The sequence below is a fragment of the Paenibacillus tuaregi genome, assembly GCF_900086655.1.
Taxonomy (GTDB): domain Bacteria; phylum Bacillota; class Bacilli; order Paenibacillales; family Paenibacillaceae; genus Fontibacillus; species Fontibacillus tuaregi.
Map to the genome: position 1 here is coordinate 878020 of NZ_LT575476.1, position 14277 is coordinate 892296.

Annotated in this window: 12 protein-coding genes; 7 read left to right on the forward strand and 5 right to left on the reverse strand. The window is 49.3% G+C overall.

The window, feature by feature from the left end; all coding sequences use genetic code 11:
* Positions 1-167: 167 nt before the first annotated feature.
* Positions 168-992, reverse strand: coding sequence for a WYL domain-containing protein (locus tag BN6628_RS04140; RefSeq protein WP_068614688.1), 825 nt, complete (start codon positions 990-992; stop codon positions 168-170).
* Positions 979-2289 carry a helix-turn-helix transcriptional regulator gene (locus BN6628_RS04145; protein WP_068614690.1) on the reverse strand — a complete coding sequence of 437 codons (1311 nt, stop codon included), beginning with the start codon at positions 2287-2289 and terminating at the stop codon, positions 979-981. The genes BN6628_RS04140 and BN6628_RS04145 overlap by 14 nt, the downstream gene beginning before the upstream one ends.
* 693 nt (positions 2290-2982) lie before the next feature.
* On the opposite strand from BN6628_RS04145, the gene BN6628_RS04155 reads away from it, so the two are divergent.
* Both BN6628_RS04155 and BN6628_RS04160 read left to right on the forward strand, forming a co-directional pair.
* The gene (locus tag BN6628_RS04155) at positions 2983-4482 is read left to right on the forward strand and encodes a TROVE domain-containing protein (protein ID WP_068614693.1); all 1500 of its coding nucleotides are present in this window, start codon (positions 2983-2985) and stop codon (positions 4480-4482) included.
* A 79-nt stretch (positions 4483-4561) separates the two neighbouring features.
* The gene (locus BN6628_RS04160; protein ID WP_068614695.1) at positions 4562-5350 is read left to right on the forward strand and encodes a nucleotidyltransferase domain-containing protein; all 789 of its coding nucleotides are present in this window, start codon (positions 4562-4564) and stop codon (positions 5348-5350) included.
* 161 nt (positions 5351-5511) lie between these two features.
* On the opposite strand, the gene BN6628_RS04165 is transcribed toward BN6628_RS04160, so the two are convergent.
* Entirely contained in the window at positions 5512-5865 is a 354-nt protein-coding gene (locus BN6628_RS04165) for a DUF4181 domain-containing protein (protein ID WP_068614698.1), read from the reverse strand.
* A gap of 211 nt (positions 5866-6076) precedes the next feature.
* On the reverse strand, positions 6077-7276 hold the full coding sequence (locus BN6628_RS04170; RefSeq protein ID WP_068614700.1) for an MFS transporter: 1200 nt from the start codon (positions 7274-7276) through the stop codon (positions 6077-6079).
* Positions 7277-7513: 237 nt separating this feature from the next.
* Between BN6628_RS04170 and BN6628_RS04175 the strand changes: the two genes are divergently transcribed.
* The gene (locus BN6628_RS04175) at positions 7514-8062 is read left to right on the forward strand and encodes a PadR family transcriptional regulator (protein WP_068614703.1); all 549 of its coding nucleotides are present in this window, start codon (positions 7514-7516) and stop codon (positions 8060-8062) included.
* Positions 8063-8093: 31 nt separating this feature from the next.
* Positions 8094-8549 carry a GNAT family N-acetyltransferase gene (locus BN6628_RS04180; RefSeq protein ID WP_068614705.1) on the forward strand — a complete coding sequence of 152 codons (456 nt, stop codon included), beginning with the start codon at positions 8094-8096 and terminating at the stop codon, positions 8547-8549.
* A gap of 530 nt (positions 8550-9079) precedes the next feature.
* On the opposite strand, the gene BN6628_RS04190 is transcribed toward BN6628_RS04180, so the two are convergent.
* Positions 9080-9601: a VanZ family protein gene (locus BN6628_RS04190; RefSeq protein ID WP_082926781.1), complete on the reverse strand. Its 522-nt coding sequence runs from the start codon at positions 9599-9601 to the stop codon at positions 9080-9082.
* Between the two features lie 592 nt (positions 9602-10193).
* On the opposite strand from BN6628_RS04190, the gene BN6628_RS04195 reads away from it, so the two are divergent.
* The 3 genes from BN6628_RS04195 to BN6628_RS04205 all read left to right on the forward strand — a co-directional run bounded on the left by BN6628_RS04195 (position 10194) and on the right by BN6628_RS04205 (position 14181).
* The gene (locus tag BN6628_RS04195; RefSeq protein WP_068614709.1) at positions 10194-11351 is read left to right on the forward strand and encodes an ROK family transcriptional regulator; all 1158 of its coding nucleotides are present in this window, start codon (positions 10194-10196) and stop codon (positions 11349-11351) included.
* 126 nt (positions 11352-11477) lie between these two features.
* The gene (locus tag BN6628_RS04200; protein WP_068614711.1) at positions 11478-12488 is read left to right on the forward strand and encodes an asparaginase; all 1011 of its coding nucleotides are present in this window, start codon (positions 11478-11480) and stop codon (positions 12486-12488) included.
* A gap of 82 nt (positions 12489-12570) precedes the next feature.
* Complete coding sequence (locus BN6628_RS04205; protein ID WP_068614714.1) at positions 12571-14181, forward strand: glutathione ABC transporter substrate-binding protein; 1611 nt, start codon at positions 12571-12573, stop codon at positions 14179-14181.
* The last annotated feature ends 96 nt before the right edge of the window (positions 14182-14277 follow it).

A 14277-nucleotide genomic window follows, 5' to 3' on the forward strand; every position in this document is an offset into this window, starting at 1 on the left:
TACTTATAGATCAAAACCAGCAGCGAAAGGGCATTGCACTTGTTCATTCGGTAATTGTATCAGGGAAAGTCACGATTCATCCCATAGAGATTGGTACGAGCCTAACGAACCAGAACTTGAGAAAAATGGACTTTCCATTAATCACTTTATGAAAAGAGAACTTTAGGCTAAGACGACAACTCCTCCGCCCCCGAACCAACCCCATACCGCTCCAACGCCTTCGTCGAAGCCTCCAGCATCCGCCGTTTTAAGTAATCCCCCTGGGCTACACGGACCCTCTTCCCGAGAAAACGAATCTTGGAAAGCAGATACTCGCTTTCCCCCTCGGGCAGGCATATCGTTACACGGTAGGTATCGCCTTCCGGGTCATACTGTACCGCCTTCTCGAAGCTGGAGAAGGCATACAGGATACGGGACAGCTCCCGGTTGTACTCCCGGACCACTTCAACGACAACTTCTCTTTTCCGGGAGTCATGGAGCTGGTTCACCTTCTCCAAGATGGAATCTGCTGTGGACGCTTTGATCGGCTCGGCTGTGACGGTGCGGATGTTCTTCAGCCTCGTGCACATCATGGCCTGATGCCGGAGGCGGTACCAGAGCAGATACCACTCTCTTTTGACCATGGAATATTCCAGCTTGTACGGAAGCCCCGTATGGTCGGTGTTCACACGCCCACCCTTGATTTCGTAAGTTAGACGGATTGCGGATTTATCCGTAATATGACGGCGCAAGGTCCGCAGGAGCGGATGGTACACCTGCTTCTCCCTGCTCTTGGCTTTCTCCACCAGATGGTGAGAGATATCCATGACCTCATCCGGCTCAAGGATGCCGCGCAGCTTACTTAGAGTCTCTTCCGTAAAAGCTTCCGCCGCCGCGGGATGCTCCAGCATCGTCTTCAACCAAGCACGTTCGTGCGAGGTGACCATGAAGGTGCCGGAGTCCTCCAGCCGGGAGAGGATCTGGTGGTTAAATATTTTCTCAAACAGGTTCATAATAGGTCTGAATCTCCTTCCACTCGGCAATCATTTCCCTTCGCAGCTGAAGGGGCTCCAGAACCTCACAGCTTGATCCGAAGCTGCGCAGCCACGGGCGGATCTCCGTAGTTCCGTTGACCGTGATCTCATAGATGAAGGAAGCCTCTTCTTCCTCCACGATCTGTCCCCATTGTCCCTGCAGATGGACCCGCTCTCTTACAAAATTCGGCTCCGACCCTCCTGGGTTATAGAACCGCGCACGCACCTTCACGGGCCGCCCGGTATCGATTAGCCAGCTGTAGCGCGTTCTTTCTGCAAGCTCCTCCTGCCTTGCCTCAAATACATCTTCGGCTACTGGTTCATCCTCCTCCATGATCTGTGTGATCCCTTCCATGCGGTATTTCCGTATGCCCTCTCTGCCATAGGAGAGCAGATACCACCGCCCGTATTGATGATCGTAGACGATCTTGAGCGGGAGTGTCTTCTCCTGCTTGCCCTTCGTCTCCCGTTCGAATAACGGGTTCGTATTCTTGGAGGCATAGCTTTTCTCCGACTTCGGGGAGAAGTAGAGGAACTGGACTTTGCGGCGGTGACGGATGGCGCTGAGCAGGGTGAACAGATGCGCCTCGTCCAGAATCCGCGAATAATAATGGTACTTATATAGAAAAGGCTCGGCTGCGTGCGGCTCCATCTCACTACGGAGAAGATGCTTCTTAAGCCCATCCCGCAGCAGGTAACCTTGGACGGAAGGCACCTGGGTGTTCGCCATCACATCCACAAAATCATACAAATCGATAAGCTCCTCATCGGTTAAGCAGCGGACGAGATCGTCTTGAATGCGGTACCGATAGGGACGAGGTCCCGGCTCCCTCCGAATTACGCCAACCTGTTCCAGATACTTGAGATCTGACCGTATAGTCTTCTCGTCCGGCAGCGCAAGATCTGCAGGCAGACTGTCACAGCAAACATCCAGGAGCTCCATCGCGGTCCGAGCCTGCTCATTCATGGCCCCAAGCAGCAGCGATATCCGCTGGCTTTCGGTTTCCTTGACCGACTTGGCCCGGAACAGGAACAGCAGCAGCGGGTCCGTGGAGTCATAATAGCTGTACCGCAGCGTCTCGGAAATTTCCTGGCTCTGCTCCTGAGAAGAAGGATGCAACGAGCCCGCCACTTCCTTGAGCCGCCGTATCGTTTTATCAAAGGTATGTACGGAAATGCCCAGCCGTTCCGCAAATTGCTGTCTATTAAATGCCCCGCTGGTCAGCACCAGCATGCGCAGGAATTGGATCTCTTTATCAAAGCTTTCCTTAGCCACAATAATCCTCCGTTCAAGAAAGAAACTTCTTATATTGTACCAGTCAATTGGGCCAAAATGGAAAAGTTTATGCCAGTCGTAATACTTTTGCCATGTTCGCGGCTTCTGAAATCAGAGACAATAGCTTCAGAAGGCCGAACGCGATTCAAGCGTCGGCTGACTGAAGAACAACCGAGGCGCATGGAAGGGTTACTTCGACTTTTAATCGGCTGGTCGTTGGTTCGAGTCCAACTTCCCCTAACGGGGAATAGCTCAGTAGGTAGAGCAGCATTGTTCCTTTCCGACCCACTTCCTCGGTTCTTCATTTAAAGTAAATCATGAAGCGAGGCGCCAGAAAGGGTTCCTTCGACTTATTTGGGTTAAGTACTGATGGTGGCACTAACGACCTTTTCATCTCACTTCCTCGCTTCAGTTTTTTTTCAAAATATATAAAGTGAACTTATGAAGGTCATACTTCTCGGGCGCTGCGATACCGAGTATTCTTACGCCCCCCTGTTGTTATCTCCGAAATCCTTGAAATGATATGCAGCGGGGGATTTCGGATACAAGTCCATTTTATATAGTGAGGCGCTGGGATGGGCTACTTCGAGCTTATCGACCAATGACAACACCCTGGGCTTTACGGCAGGTTCGACTCCTGCAGCAAGCCTATCCCGCTTTTTCCTCACCAAGTATGATAAGGAGGCTTTAATTATGAGTATGGCTAAGAAATTATTCGGCTCGCTGAGACCGGACACTTTAAATAAAGATCGTTACCCAGCATTCACAAGGTCTGCTGAGGAGCAGTATTTGCAGACTCTGCTGACCAACACCTTGAGCAACACCTTCTATGCGGATCAAAATGAACTGCTTGCGGGAGCAGAGCAGCTGCACCATGAGATGGCGGCCGGCAGCCCGGAATTTATGGCTAAAGCAATTGTGTTTGCCCGCAACGAAGGTTTTATGCGGCTGCAGCCTTTGTACGGATTAGCCGTTCTCTCTATGTACCGTCAGGATCTGTTTGCGAAGATTTTCCTGCAGGTGGTACGCATTCCTTCGGATTTATCCGATTTCCTGACCATACTAAAAGGACTGGGACGCGGAGAAGGGGGCCGGGCGGTCAAACGCCAGGTCAACCGCTTTCTATCCCTAGTGTCTGAATACTGGGCAATGAAATATAACGGTCGAGGCCGCGGATATAGTCTGGGGGATGCCATCGCAACGGCGCATCCGAAGCCGCAGGATCTGAAGCAGCAGGCTTTATTCCGGTATCTGCGGGGACTAGAGGCGAATCTGGCGCTGCTGCCACAGGTGGAAGCTCTGGAGCAGCTAAAGTTAACCACTGACGAAGAGGAGCAAATCAAGTGGATTGAGCACGGTAAGCTGCCGTACGAAACGGTGACCGGGGCGATCAAGCCGTCCAAGATGGTGTGGGAAGCCCTGCTCTACCAAATGCCAACATTCGCTCTTCTGCGGCATCTAAATACGCTCCAGCGGGCTGGAGTTCTGGAGAAGCAGGCCAATGTGGATTACATTGTGAACCGTCTAACGGATGAGCAGGCACTTAAGAAAGCCAAAATCCTGCCGTTCCGTCTGGCATCGGCTTTCCGTCAAGTAGAACACCCGGAGCTCCGCGATGCGCTTCGCGAAGCTGCTGAGCTGACGTTTAACAATCTGCCTGAGCTTGGGGAGCAAACAGCGATTTTCCTGGATATATCCGGCTCGATGAATGGGCAGTATTTGGAGATTGGCTCCGTATTTGCGCTTGCTATGTATAAGAAGACACGGGGGAACTCCCTGTTCTGGTTGTTTGATACAGAAGTGGTGGACGCGAAGCCTTCGCGGAAGGACAGCATCTTGACGCAGGCGTCGCAAATTCATGCTCGCGGGGGAACCGATATGGGGGCGCCTGTGCGCAAGCTGATCCGGGAACGGCGGAAGGTAGACCAGATTATTATTATCACCGATGAGCAGCAGAACAGCGGCAGTCCGTTCTATGAGCAGCTAAGACTATACCGGTCCAAGATCAACCGGGATGTAAAGGCGTTCATCATCGATATTGCGCCTTACCGGCACGCGATGGTACCGGATCACGACCCGCAGACCTTTTACATCTATGGTTGGAGCGACACCGTGCTTTCTTATATCGCCCAATCGGTACAAGGGTATTCTCCGCTAGTGGAGCAGGTTAATCGGATGGATTTAGATGAATAGTGAGGATTTGGGCGGACGTGAAAACATCTTTTCCACGGTCCGCTCTTCCTGATGAATGAACAAAAGGAGGCTTACCAACATGACCGACATCAAACAGCAAATCCTAGAAGAGCTACAACGGATTGAGCAGGAAGAACAAGTCCGAATCCTGTATGCGTGCGAGTCCGGCAGCCGGGCGTGGGGCTTCCCATCCAAGGACAGCGACTACGATGTCAGATTTATTTATATTAGGCCGGTTTCGTGGTATTTATCGATTTTTGAGAAACGGGACGTGATTGAACGCCCGATTAGTGACATGTTGGATATTAACGGCTGGGATTTGAAGAAAGCCTTACAGCTGTTCCGCAAATCGAACCCACCGCTGCTCGAGTGGCTTCAGTCCCCGATCGTGTACACCGAGAATCATACGGTGGCCGAACAAATCCGCCGTCTTTCTGCATATACATTTTCCCCAAAGTCGTGTGTGTACCACTATCTGCATATGGCAAAGGGGAACTACCGGGACTATCTTCAAGGCGACCAGGTTAAAATCAAAAAATACTTCTACGTGCTCCGTCCGATTTTGGCCTGCGAGTGGATTGAGAAGCACGGCACCATGCCGCCGATGGAGTTTGACCGTCTCGTGGATGATTTAGTAGTGGAGGGAACGCAGCTCAGGAGAGTCATTGGTGAATTGCTGGCGCGGAAGAAAGCAGGGGATGAGATGGACTATGAGCCGAGGATCAATCCAATTAACGACTACTTGGAGGAGCGAATAGCTTATTTCGAACAGACAGCATCCGGGATGGAGACAGCTGAAGGGGACCGGGATCAGCAGCTTGACGAATTGTTCCGATCTGTGATCAGACAGGTATGGGATAAGGAGTGACAGGAGTTGAAAGGCTAAATGACTGGCTATGAGATGCCTGGGGCGGCAAGGCTGTGAGGACCCACTTGGATACCAAGGTTATCAAAAAGTCTAAAACAGGCCTCTTTATTAAAACCTCGGCAGCCATGGACGAGAAAATATTGCCCTGGGCTGCCCACCAGCTAGAGAAGAGAGAAAACTAAAGTTACACCGAGAATGAGTACAATAAGTGAAACCATATATTCTTTGGAATCTCGTAGATACTTCCAATCTACAAATGTTCGAAAACCAGCCGTTATTGTTATAAATAAAATAAAAAACCATTTTAGAGTATTGCCTTTCAGTGTATCTTCAACAAGAAGAACAATACAAGTGGTAATACCTATGAGAGCTAGTATAATCAGACCCCATGTTTCTACTTTCCTGCCTATACGTGGAAGCTCTTCTTTCTCATTCGTTCCAACAATCCACCTTCTCAAGAAATAACGAGAAATAACGATAGTTATAATTATGGCACTCATTATAGTATTTCCCATGACAAAACATCCCCTGTTTCATGTCTTGAAAATAATATTACCATAATATGTATTATCATCGGAAACAATTATGTGTGAGCCACTGACCTTTAATGTGGATCATTCCTTTCCAATGAAACAGCCCGTAAGGACGACATTACGTCCTTTACGGGCTGTATTTTTTCTGAAACTATAAAGGAATCTAGAGATACACGGCATACCGATGGATGCCTCAAAGCTTAAATTGCCTGTTTGTTTCTGCAGCAGTTTTTCGGGTTAATGGCAGCAGGATCAGCATATACAGAAGCGCAATACCGCCTATGCACAGGTACGAGAGCTTTAGACCGAAGGAATCCGCAAGTAAGCTGCTTGAGATCGGCCCGATCATCATGCCGATGGAGTAGGCTGTGTTATATATGGCAAAGGTGGTGCCGTAAGAAGCCTGCCCGCTTTGTTCCGAAATGTCGGCAAGCTCAGGAAGGCAGGGGGCAAGTACAATCCCCATACTAACTCCCAGCAGGGCCAAGGCCGCCGCTTGTATCCAGATTGAGTTTGGAAGGGCGGCTAACGGCAAGCTGATGGAGACCATAACAAGTCCAATGAGCAGGGTTTTTATATTGCCCATTTTGCTAGATAGAGCACCTATTAAAGGGGTGGCTACACCGTAGGCTAAGGTAGGAATGATAAACAGCATGCCAATGTAACCCGGTTCAGCTTTAAATTTCTCCTGCAGATGCAGCGGCAGTGTAGGCTCCAGGACGCTGGGCACAGCCGCGCCAATAATGATGACCCCTGCGATCAGCATAATTTTTCGGTTGCGAAGCATACCAAAAGGAGACACAAAATCACTGGATTTCCTCTCCGGCAAGTCACGTAACAAAAAGAGACGAAGCAGCCCATCCACGATGGCAAGGCCGGCCGCAAGGAAGAACGGCAGCTTATAGCCACCTAATTGATACAGCCATCCGCCTAGCGCTGGCCCTAGTAACATTCCCGCCGCTTGCCCTGACAGGGCCAGCCCCATAGCTTTTCCACGTTCCTCGGAAGGATAGAGGTCGGCAAGAATGGCGAGGCCAGAGGTCCAAGTAACCGCAGCGGCCAGCCCCTGCAGAGCTCTTGCAGTTATAAGCATCCCGAAATTCTCCGCAAAAGCAAAGATAAGCGTGGACGCCGCAAGCCCAAGCAGTCCCCACAGCATAGGACCCCGGCGCCCAATCCGGTCAGATAATGCCCCGAAAATTGGAGTTGCAATAAACAATACCAGGGCATAACTCCCGAATAGTAGTCCTATTTCTGACTGTGAGACACCAAGCGATGCCGCATACTTAGGAAGGATAGGTACTACAAGCCCGTAAATTAACATGTCCAAGAAAATAGCTAAACCGACTACCAGCAGAGCAGATTTCTGTTGGGTCCTAAAGATAGTACTCATACAAACCTCCAAATATAATCTGACTTAATTACTATACATTTAATACTAAAATTATAGTATTCTTCATGTCTGCATTATAAAACAGGGCAACCGGAGTGTAAAGAGGAAGAAAGTAAATATATGTAAGAATAAATATCGCGTAGTGGTTATAGAGCATAAATTCACTTATACTAATTGAGAGAGGGAATACTATAATTTTAGTATTTCATAACTTCATATGGAGTGGAGCGAAGAGGAATGACAATTGTTATGGTGCTTGGACTTTTATTAAAATACGGTCCTATGTCCGGGTATGAAATTCAGCAGACAATGCAATCAGCGAAGACAGATAAATGGGCTTACGTGCAGCCCGCATCCATATACCATGCTTTAAGAAAACTGGAAAAAGACGGATTGGTCATTTTGCAAAATTTGGAGCAGACAGGAAACCGCTCGAAAGCCATCTACTCCATTACGTCTAAAGGGAAGGAAGAGTTTGACAGCATGCTTATTAGTTCGTTTAAAAAAGCATCTGTTGTTTTTCCGAGTGCCCTGTATACCGTTCTTACTTTTATGGATGAAGCACCAAGAGAAAGTATCCTTGATGCCTTGAGCGTGCAGCAGCAGGCGATTCAAAGTATCTATGATGAGATGAAAGAGGGGCAGCGGGAAAAGGAAAAGTACTCGGAAATTCCGCAAAATGTATCGCTAATTTTTGAAAATATGTATGATCAGTGTGAACTGCAGTTGAAATTTCTGGAGGAGCTAAGACAGGGCCTGCTCAAAGAAATGGATAAAGAAAGCTGAGGGTTATTTCTTGGGAAAGGAGCATTTCAATTTGAACATACGCAAAGCCAATATGCATGAAGCTGGTGTTCTAAGCGATCTATCCTTTCGTTCTAAAGCCCATTGGGGCTATAGTGACGAGTTCATGGAAGCCTGCCGGGAGGACTTAACGGTTACGTCTGAGTATATTGCAACTTCTCTAGTGTTTGTTTTAGAAGATGAGGGTCAGATTAAGGGCTTCTTCGGCCTGGAGCAAGAGGATGGTAGCTGGCTGCTTAAGGACTTATTTGTTGAGCCTGAAGAAATCGGACGAGGATACGGTAAAGCTCTCTGGCGATACATGCAGAACGCTGCCAGAGATTTGGGTGTTCGTAAACTTACCATCCATAGTGAGCCCCATGCGGAGAATTTCTATTTAAGGATGGGAGCGAAGCGGATCGGAGAGATTGCCTCGACGGTCTTTGAAGGGAGAAAGCTGCCATTGCTAGAGATAGAGATTAGTAGGTAATTTTGCAAATGTTGAGGGGGGAATCAGAGACGCGGGATGAAATCCAGCAATTATGAACCGGCAAATTATAGTTCTAAATTTACTCTGGGACTTCATTATTTCTGGGGAGGTCATGTGTGGGTCTCACATCAATACGAAACGAAGGATACGGGCTTTAAAGAGTGGGTTTCGTTAGATCTAAGGCTTGTAGATGGAAAATGGAAAGCATTGAATGTGTATATAGCTCCTTAATAAAGAACCGCTCCTTTGGTAAATGGTGGGCCATACTTCCAATTTACCAAAAGACGATTTCTTTTTGTGTTTTTAATTGGGGACGCGCCTGGAAGAAATCTTCGTTCGGCAGCGTCCTTAGTACAGACAAAGGGCCACCCCGGATCAAACGATCCTTAGGGCGGCCCGTATCATTCTCAAAATTTTAAACATGCGGTAAGGAATACTTGGATATCTCGTTCAAGCATTTCGGAGACCACAGTGGTCGTAAGATCACTCGGCATCGCAGCGCCCCAAAGGGGAACCTTCTTAAGTTCATTTTACATAACAGGTTTTCCATGATTACGAGGCTGCGGCGATCTCGTCATCATCCAAGCCCGGTACACTCCATACCCCAGCAAGCCCCCAAATGTGTTCAAAATCAGATCATCTACGTCAAACGTACCGATCGCCAGGATCAACTGGGAGGTCTCCAGCCCCAGGCTGAAGGTGAAGGACAGCATCAATACCTTGGACCAAGGGTTCGACATGCCTCTTAACAGAAGCGGGAGCAGCATCCCGAAAGGCATGAAGATCAGGATATTCCCGGCAAAATTCACCCAGCTGTGCAGGGTAGCCTGTTCGAAATACGTGAAAATCTCATGGAAAGGAACAAGATTCGCTCTGACCGTCAGCTGGTCCATAATGATCTCAGGACTGTGCCAATGCGCCTTTAGCTGCTGCTTGATAAAATGCAGGTCAATGCTGTGGAACTTAAACAGAATAATCCTAACTACAATATACATATAAGCGGCAAACATCGCCGCAATCACTAGGCTGCTGCTTATTCTTTTGGTATTCACTATCAATCCCTCATTTCGAGCTGTTCTTTGTCTTGTATTTCAAAGATAAAGCACAAAATTTAAGATTAAGTGGGGAAAAGATAAAGATTTCCTTAAGCTTTCATAGACGGACTTAAAGGTTTGCCTACCTATGTGTTTCTTTGCTCCTTAACTCTCTGGATAAGAATCGGCGTGCCCCTTATTTATTTCCCCGCGTTAAAAAATCTCACCTGGCCCTCCTAGCCCATTCACTCACTGGATTACAATGTACCTTTTTTGAAGGTGTTTCTAACCTATATGGTGTTTTCTTAGGCTTAAAACGGTTCTTTTATGTTATATACATGTTAGGTTTATGATAGATAAAGACAAGTTGAAGCATAAATTCGAAAGTTTAACAATATTAAACCGCTTACATTTAAGTATTAAAAGTTTTATCTGTAAATCATGTTATTTATATTGACATAATATAATGCTGTGACTATTATTATAAATATCACTGGAGAATATAAATAAAAATCGACATATTTTAAGTGGATTATTTCGTTAAAAACATTAAAAATCAGTCAAAATCCTCGTTAATTAATTCACTGGTGAAAATAATGGAGGATGAATAGTGAAAAAACATGACCAGGATTTCATGAAACGCCAGAATCGGCTGACGGTGTTTGAAATCATCAAGAACCAGCAGCCGATCTCCCGGGCTTCCATCGCGAAGCAGACTGGGATGAGCCCGACCACGGTAAGCCGGATTGTTGGGGAGCTGACAGAAGAGGGGTATCTGCTCGAATCTGAGCAGGTCTCTGCGGGATTGGGCCGCAAATCGACACTGCTGGAAATGGTGGATGCCGCAGTGCTCTCTGTGGGTGTCGAGCTGGACCGCCATCAGGTGAACATCGGGATTGTCGATTTGCAGGGCAATGTAATTGCGAGTGCCCAGTATCCGAGGTCCCTGGAGGAGAGCGCGGAGGTTACCCTTAAGCGGGTGGGGGACGAGATTGTCCGGCTGACGAAATCGAATGACATCGAATGTGACCGGATCATTGGGGTTGGCGTAGGGCTACCGGGCATCGTGGACAACGATACGGGAGAGGTTATTTTCTCCGTACAGCTTGGATGGAGGAATGTTCCTATTGCGGAGAAGCTTAAGGTTATCACCGGGTATGACGTGGCGGTGGATAACGAGCTTAAGACCAAGGCCCTTGCTGAACATATGAAGGGGGCCGCAAGCGGTTCGCAGCGGACGGTGCTGCTAGGCTTCGGGAACGGAGTCGGCTCCGCGTTCATCGTAGAGGGAGAGATCTACCGGGGCAAAACGAACAGTGCCGGAGAAATCGGCCATACCACGATTGACCCGAACGGCATGCTGTGCGACTGCGGGAAGGCCGGTTGCCTTCAGACCTACATCAATATCAACTCCCTGCTGTCGGAGGCGAACAAGGTCCGGCCGATCCGCTCGATCGAGGAGCTGTTCGCAGCCAAGCATGCAGGGGAACGCTGGGCTGCCTACCTCATTGAACGCGCACTGATGTACATGGCGATCACCATTAACAATGTGGTGTGCATGTACAACCCGGACAGCGTTATCCTGAGCGGGGAGCTGGCGGACAAATTCCCGGAGATTTTCGATGAAGTGGTTGATCTGTGTTATTCAAAGTACGTATGGGAGCCGCTGCGGGGTGCTTTCCGGATCTTTAAGTCTGAGCTGCATGACCAGGGCGTGGTGATCGGCTCGGGATTGATTTCACAGAATTGTTTTTTCGCCTTGAAATAGATGGATTTTGAAATAGACGGATCTTGAAATTGATGTACCTTGAAATTGATGTACCTTGAAATTGATGTACCTTGGAAGCAGCTGAACCGTTCAAGAACGGGCTTGACACATAAGGAGGGGACGACGATGAGATTCACACCATTAGTTGAGGAGTATCGCGGCGGTGTATTGGAGAACGTGCATTACGGGGCGGTCAGCATCGTAGACGAGAAAGGACGGATCTTATACTCGGCGGGTGACCCGGAGCATATGACCTTCTTAAGATCGGCCGCTAAGCCGTTCCAGGCCATACCAGCCATGAAGCGGAGAATTGATGAGGTGTACGGGCTCACCGGACAGGAAGCGGCTCTGTTCGCAGCGTCCCACCGGGGGGAGAGCTTCCACATCGAGGCTCTGGAATCCATGCTTCGCAAGACCGGTGTCAAGGAAGAAGGGCTTCACTGCTGTGAGACCTATCCGCTGAATGAAGATGCCAAGGCCCAGAGGCATCAGGCGCGGGAAGCCAAACGGCGGATCTTCCATAACTGCTCAGGCAAGCACACAGGACTCATTGCGCTCAGCAAGCATATGGGCTGGGATGAACACACCTATTATAAGCCGGAACACCCGGTGCAGAAAGAGATTTTGAATACGCTCTCATATATCGCGGAGGTGCCCGAAGGCTCGATCCCACAGGGGATAGATGGCTGTGGTCTGCCGATCTTTGCCCTTCCTCTACATAAAATTGCCTACTCCTTCTTGAAGTTGGCCTGCCCGGATCTCATTGAGGACCCGCAGACACGGGAAGCCGCAGCAAGGATTGCCCGGCTCATGAACGAGTACCCTGACATGATCGCGGATACCCGGTTCGTCTGCTCCGAGCTGCTGAAGGACCCGAACCTGGCTGCCAAGGGCGGCGCCAAAGGGGTCTACGGCATTGGCCTGAGACAGGAGAGATTGGGCATTTCCCTCAAGGTGTCTGACGGCTCCGAGCAGGTGTGGCCGTGCATCATCGCTTCAATTCTGGAGCGCATCGGGTATGGCAACCAGGAGACGATCGAGCGATTGTATAGACTTGTTCCGAATACGATTGTGAATGACGGTGGGACAGAAGTAGGCGAACGCCGGGCGGTGTTCGAGCTTACGCCTTCATCTTAAGCAAGAATAATCTCCTAATCGGTGTCTTGGGCATACCGGACTTGGAGCGATTCTATAAAACTATTTTTGAGGAGTGAAGCGAATGAAGGTTCAAGGAAAAATGTGGTCCATGCTAATGCTGCTGCTGATCTTTACGGTTGTTGCCGCAGGCTGCTCAAGCAGCTCAGGCAGCTCGAATACCGGCACAGGAAGCGCAAGCACCGGTCAAAGCGGAAGCGCGCAGACGGTGTCCAAGAACAAGAAGGATATCGTCATTGCCATTAATGCCAACTTTATTACACTGGACCCGCACAACACGAGTGATACCCATTCGATCACCGCGGCAAGAACCATGTACGAAGGCCTGATGGGTTTCGACAAGGACATGAATGTCGTTCCGGTGCTCGCCGACTCCTACAAAATTAGTGATGACGGTCTGGTATACACGTTCACACTCAAGCAGAACATCAAGTTTCATGATGGGACCGACTTTAACGCCGAAGCGGTGAAGGTTAATCTGGACCGGATCCGTGACGAGAAGAACAACCTGAAGATGCGCAAGAGCTTCGCTAAGGTTACCAAGGTGGAAGCGCCGGACGCGAAGACGGTGGTGATTACACTCAGTGAGCCGTACAACGCATTCCTGAACAAAATGGCGATGGCGCTCATTGTCAGCCCGAAGGCGCTGAAAGAGCAGGCCGAGAACATCGGCAAGAACCCGGTCGGCACAGGCCCTTTCAAATTTAAGGAGTGGGTGCAGGGCGACCGCCTTGTGGTCGTGAAGAACCCGGACTACTGGCAGAAGGATCTGCCGAAGGTAGAGAGCATTACGTTCAAGCCGGTGCCGGAGAACGGCTCCCGGATTGCGATGCTGAAGACAGGGGAAGCCGACTTCATCTACCCGATGCCGACGGAGCAGGTGTCTGAGGTTCAAGGGGACAGCAATATTGTGATCGACAAAGTGGATTCCACGATTGTTCGTTATGTCACGCTGAACACGATGAAGAAGCCTTTTGATAATGTGAAGGTCCGCCAGGCCATCAACTATGCGATCAACAAAGACGCTTATATCAAGGTCGTAAAGTCTGGTCTTGGCGCGAAGCTGGATTCGACGATGTCCTCCAAGACGCAATACTACTCGAAGCAGAGCGGTTATGACTATGACGTGGAGAAGGCGAAGAGCCTGCTGGCTGAGGCCGGTTACCCGGAGGGCTTTACGGCTGAAATCTGGGGTGAGAATGACTCCGAGACAATGAAAGGTATGCAGTTCATCCAGCAGCAGCTCGCGTTGGTTGGTATTAAGCTGGACGTGAAATCGATGGAGGGCGGTACTTTGTCAGAGCAGATCAATTCTGCGGCAACACCGGAGCAGGCGAAAATCCAAATGTGGTATGTGAGCTGGTCACCTTCTTCCGGGGATGCGGATGGGGCAACAAGAGGACTGTTCAGCAGCGAAATGTTCCCTCCGGCCGGATCGAATACCGCTTATTATAAGAACCCGAATGTGGATAAGTGGATCGCCGACGCCAACAAGGCAACAGATCCGAACCAAGCCAAGACGATCTATGCCGACATCCAAAAGACCATCTGGGAAGATGCCCCGTGGGTATTCATGGGCGTGGATCAGGTTATCTCAGGTCAAAGATCCAATCTCAGCGGTGTGAAAGTGTTCCCGGACGGCTCGATCAGTGTTCGTGATGCTGAGGTGAAGTAGGAGAATCGGCAGTTCCTGAAGTAGGAAGAGGCAAGAAACAAGAAGCAAACGAAACAGCAAGCGAGAAACAAGCAATAAGATGTAAAGATCAGGTAG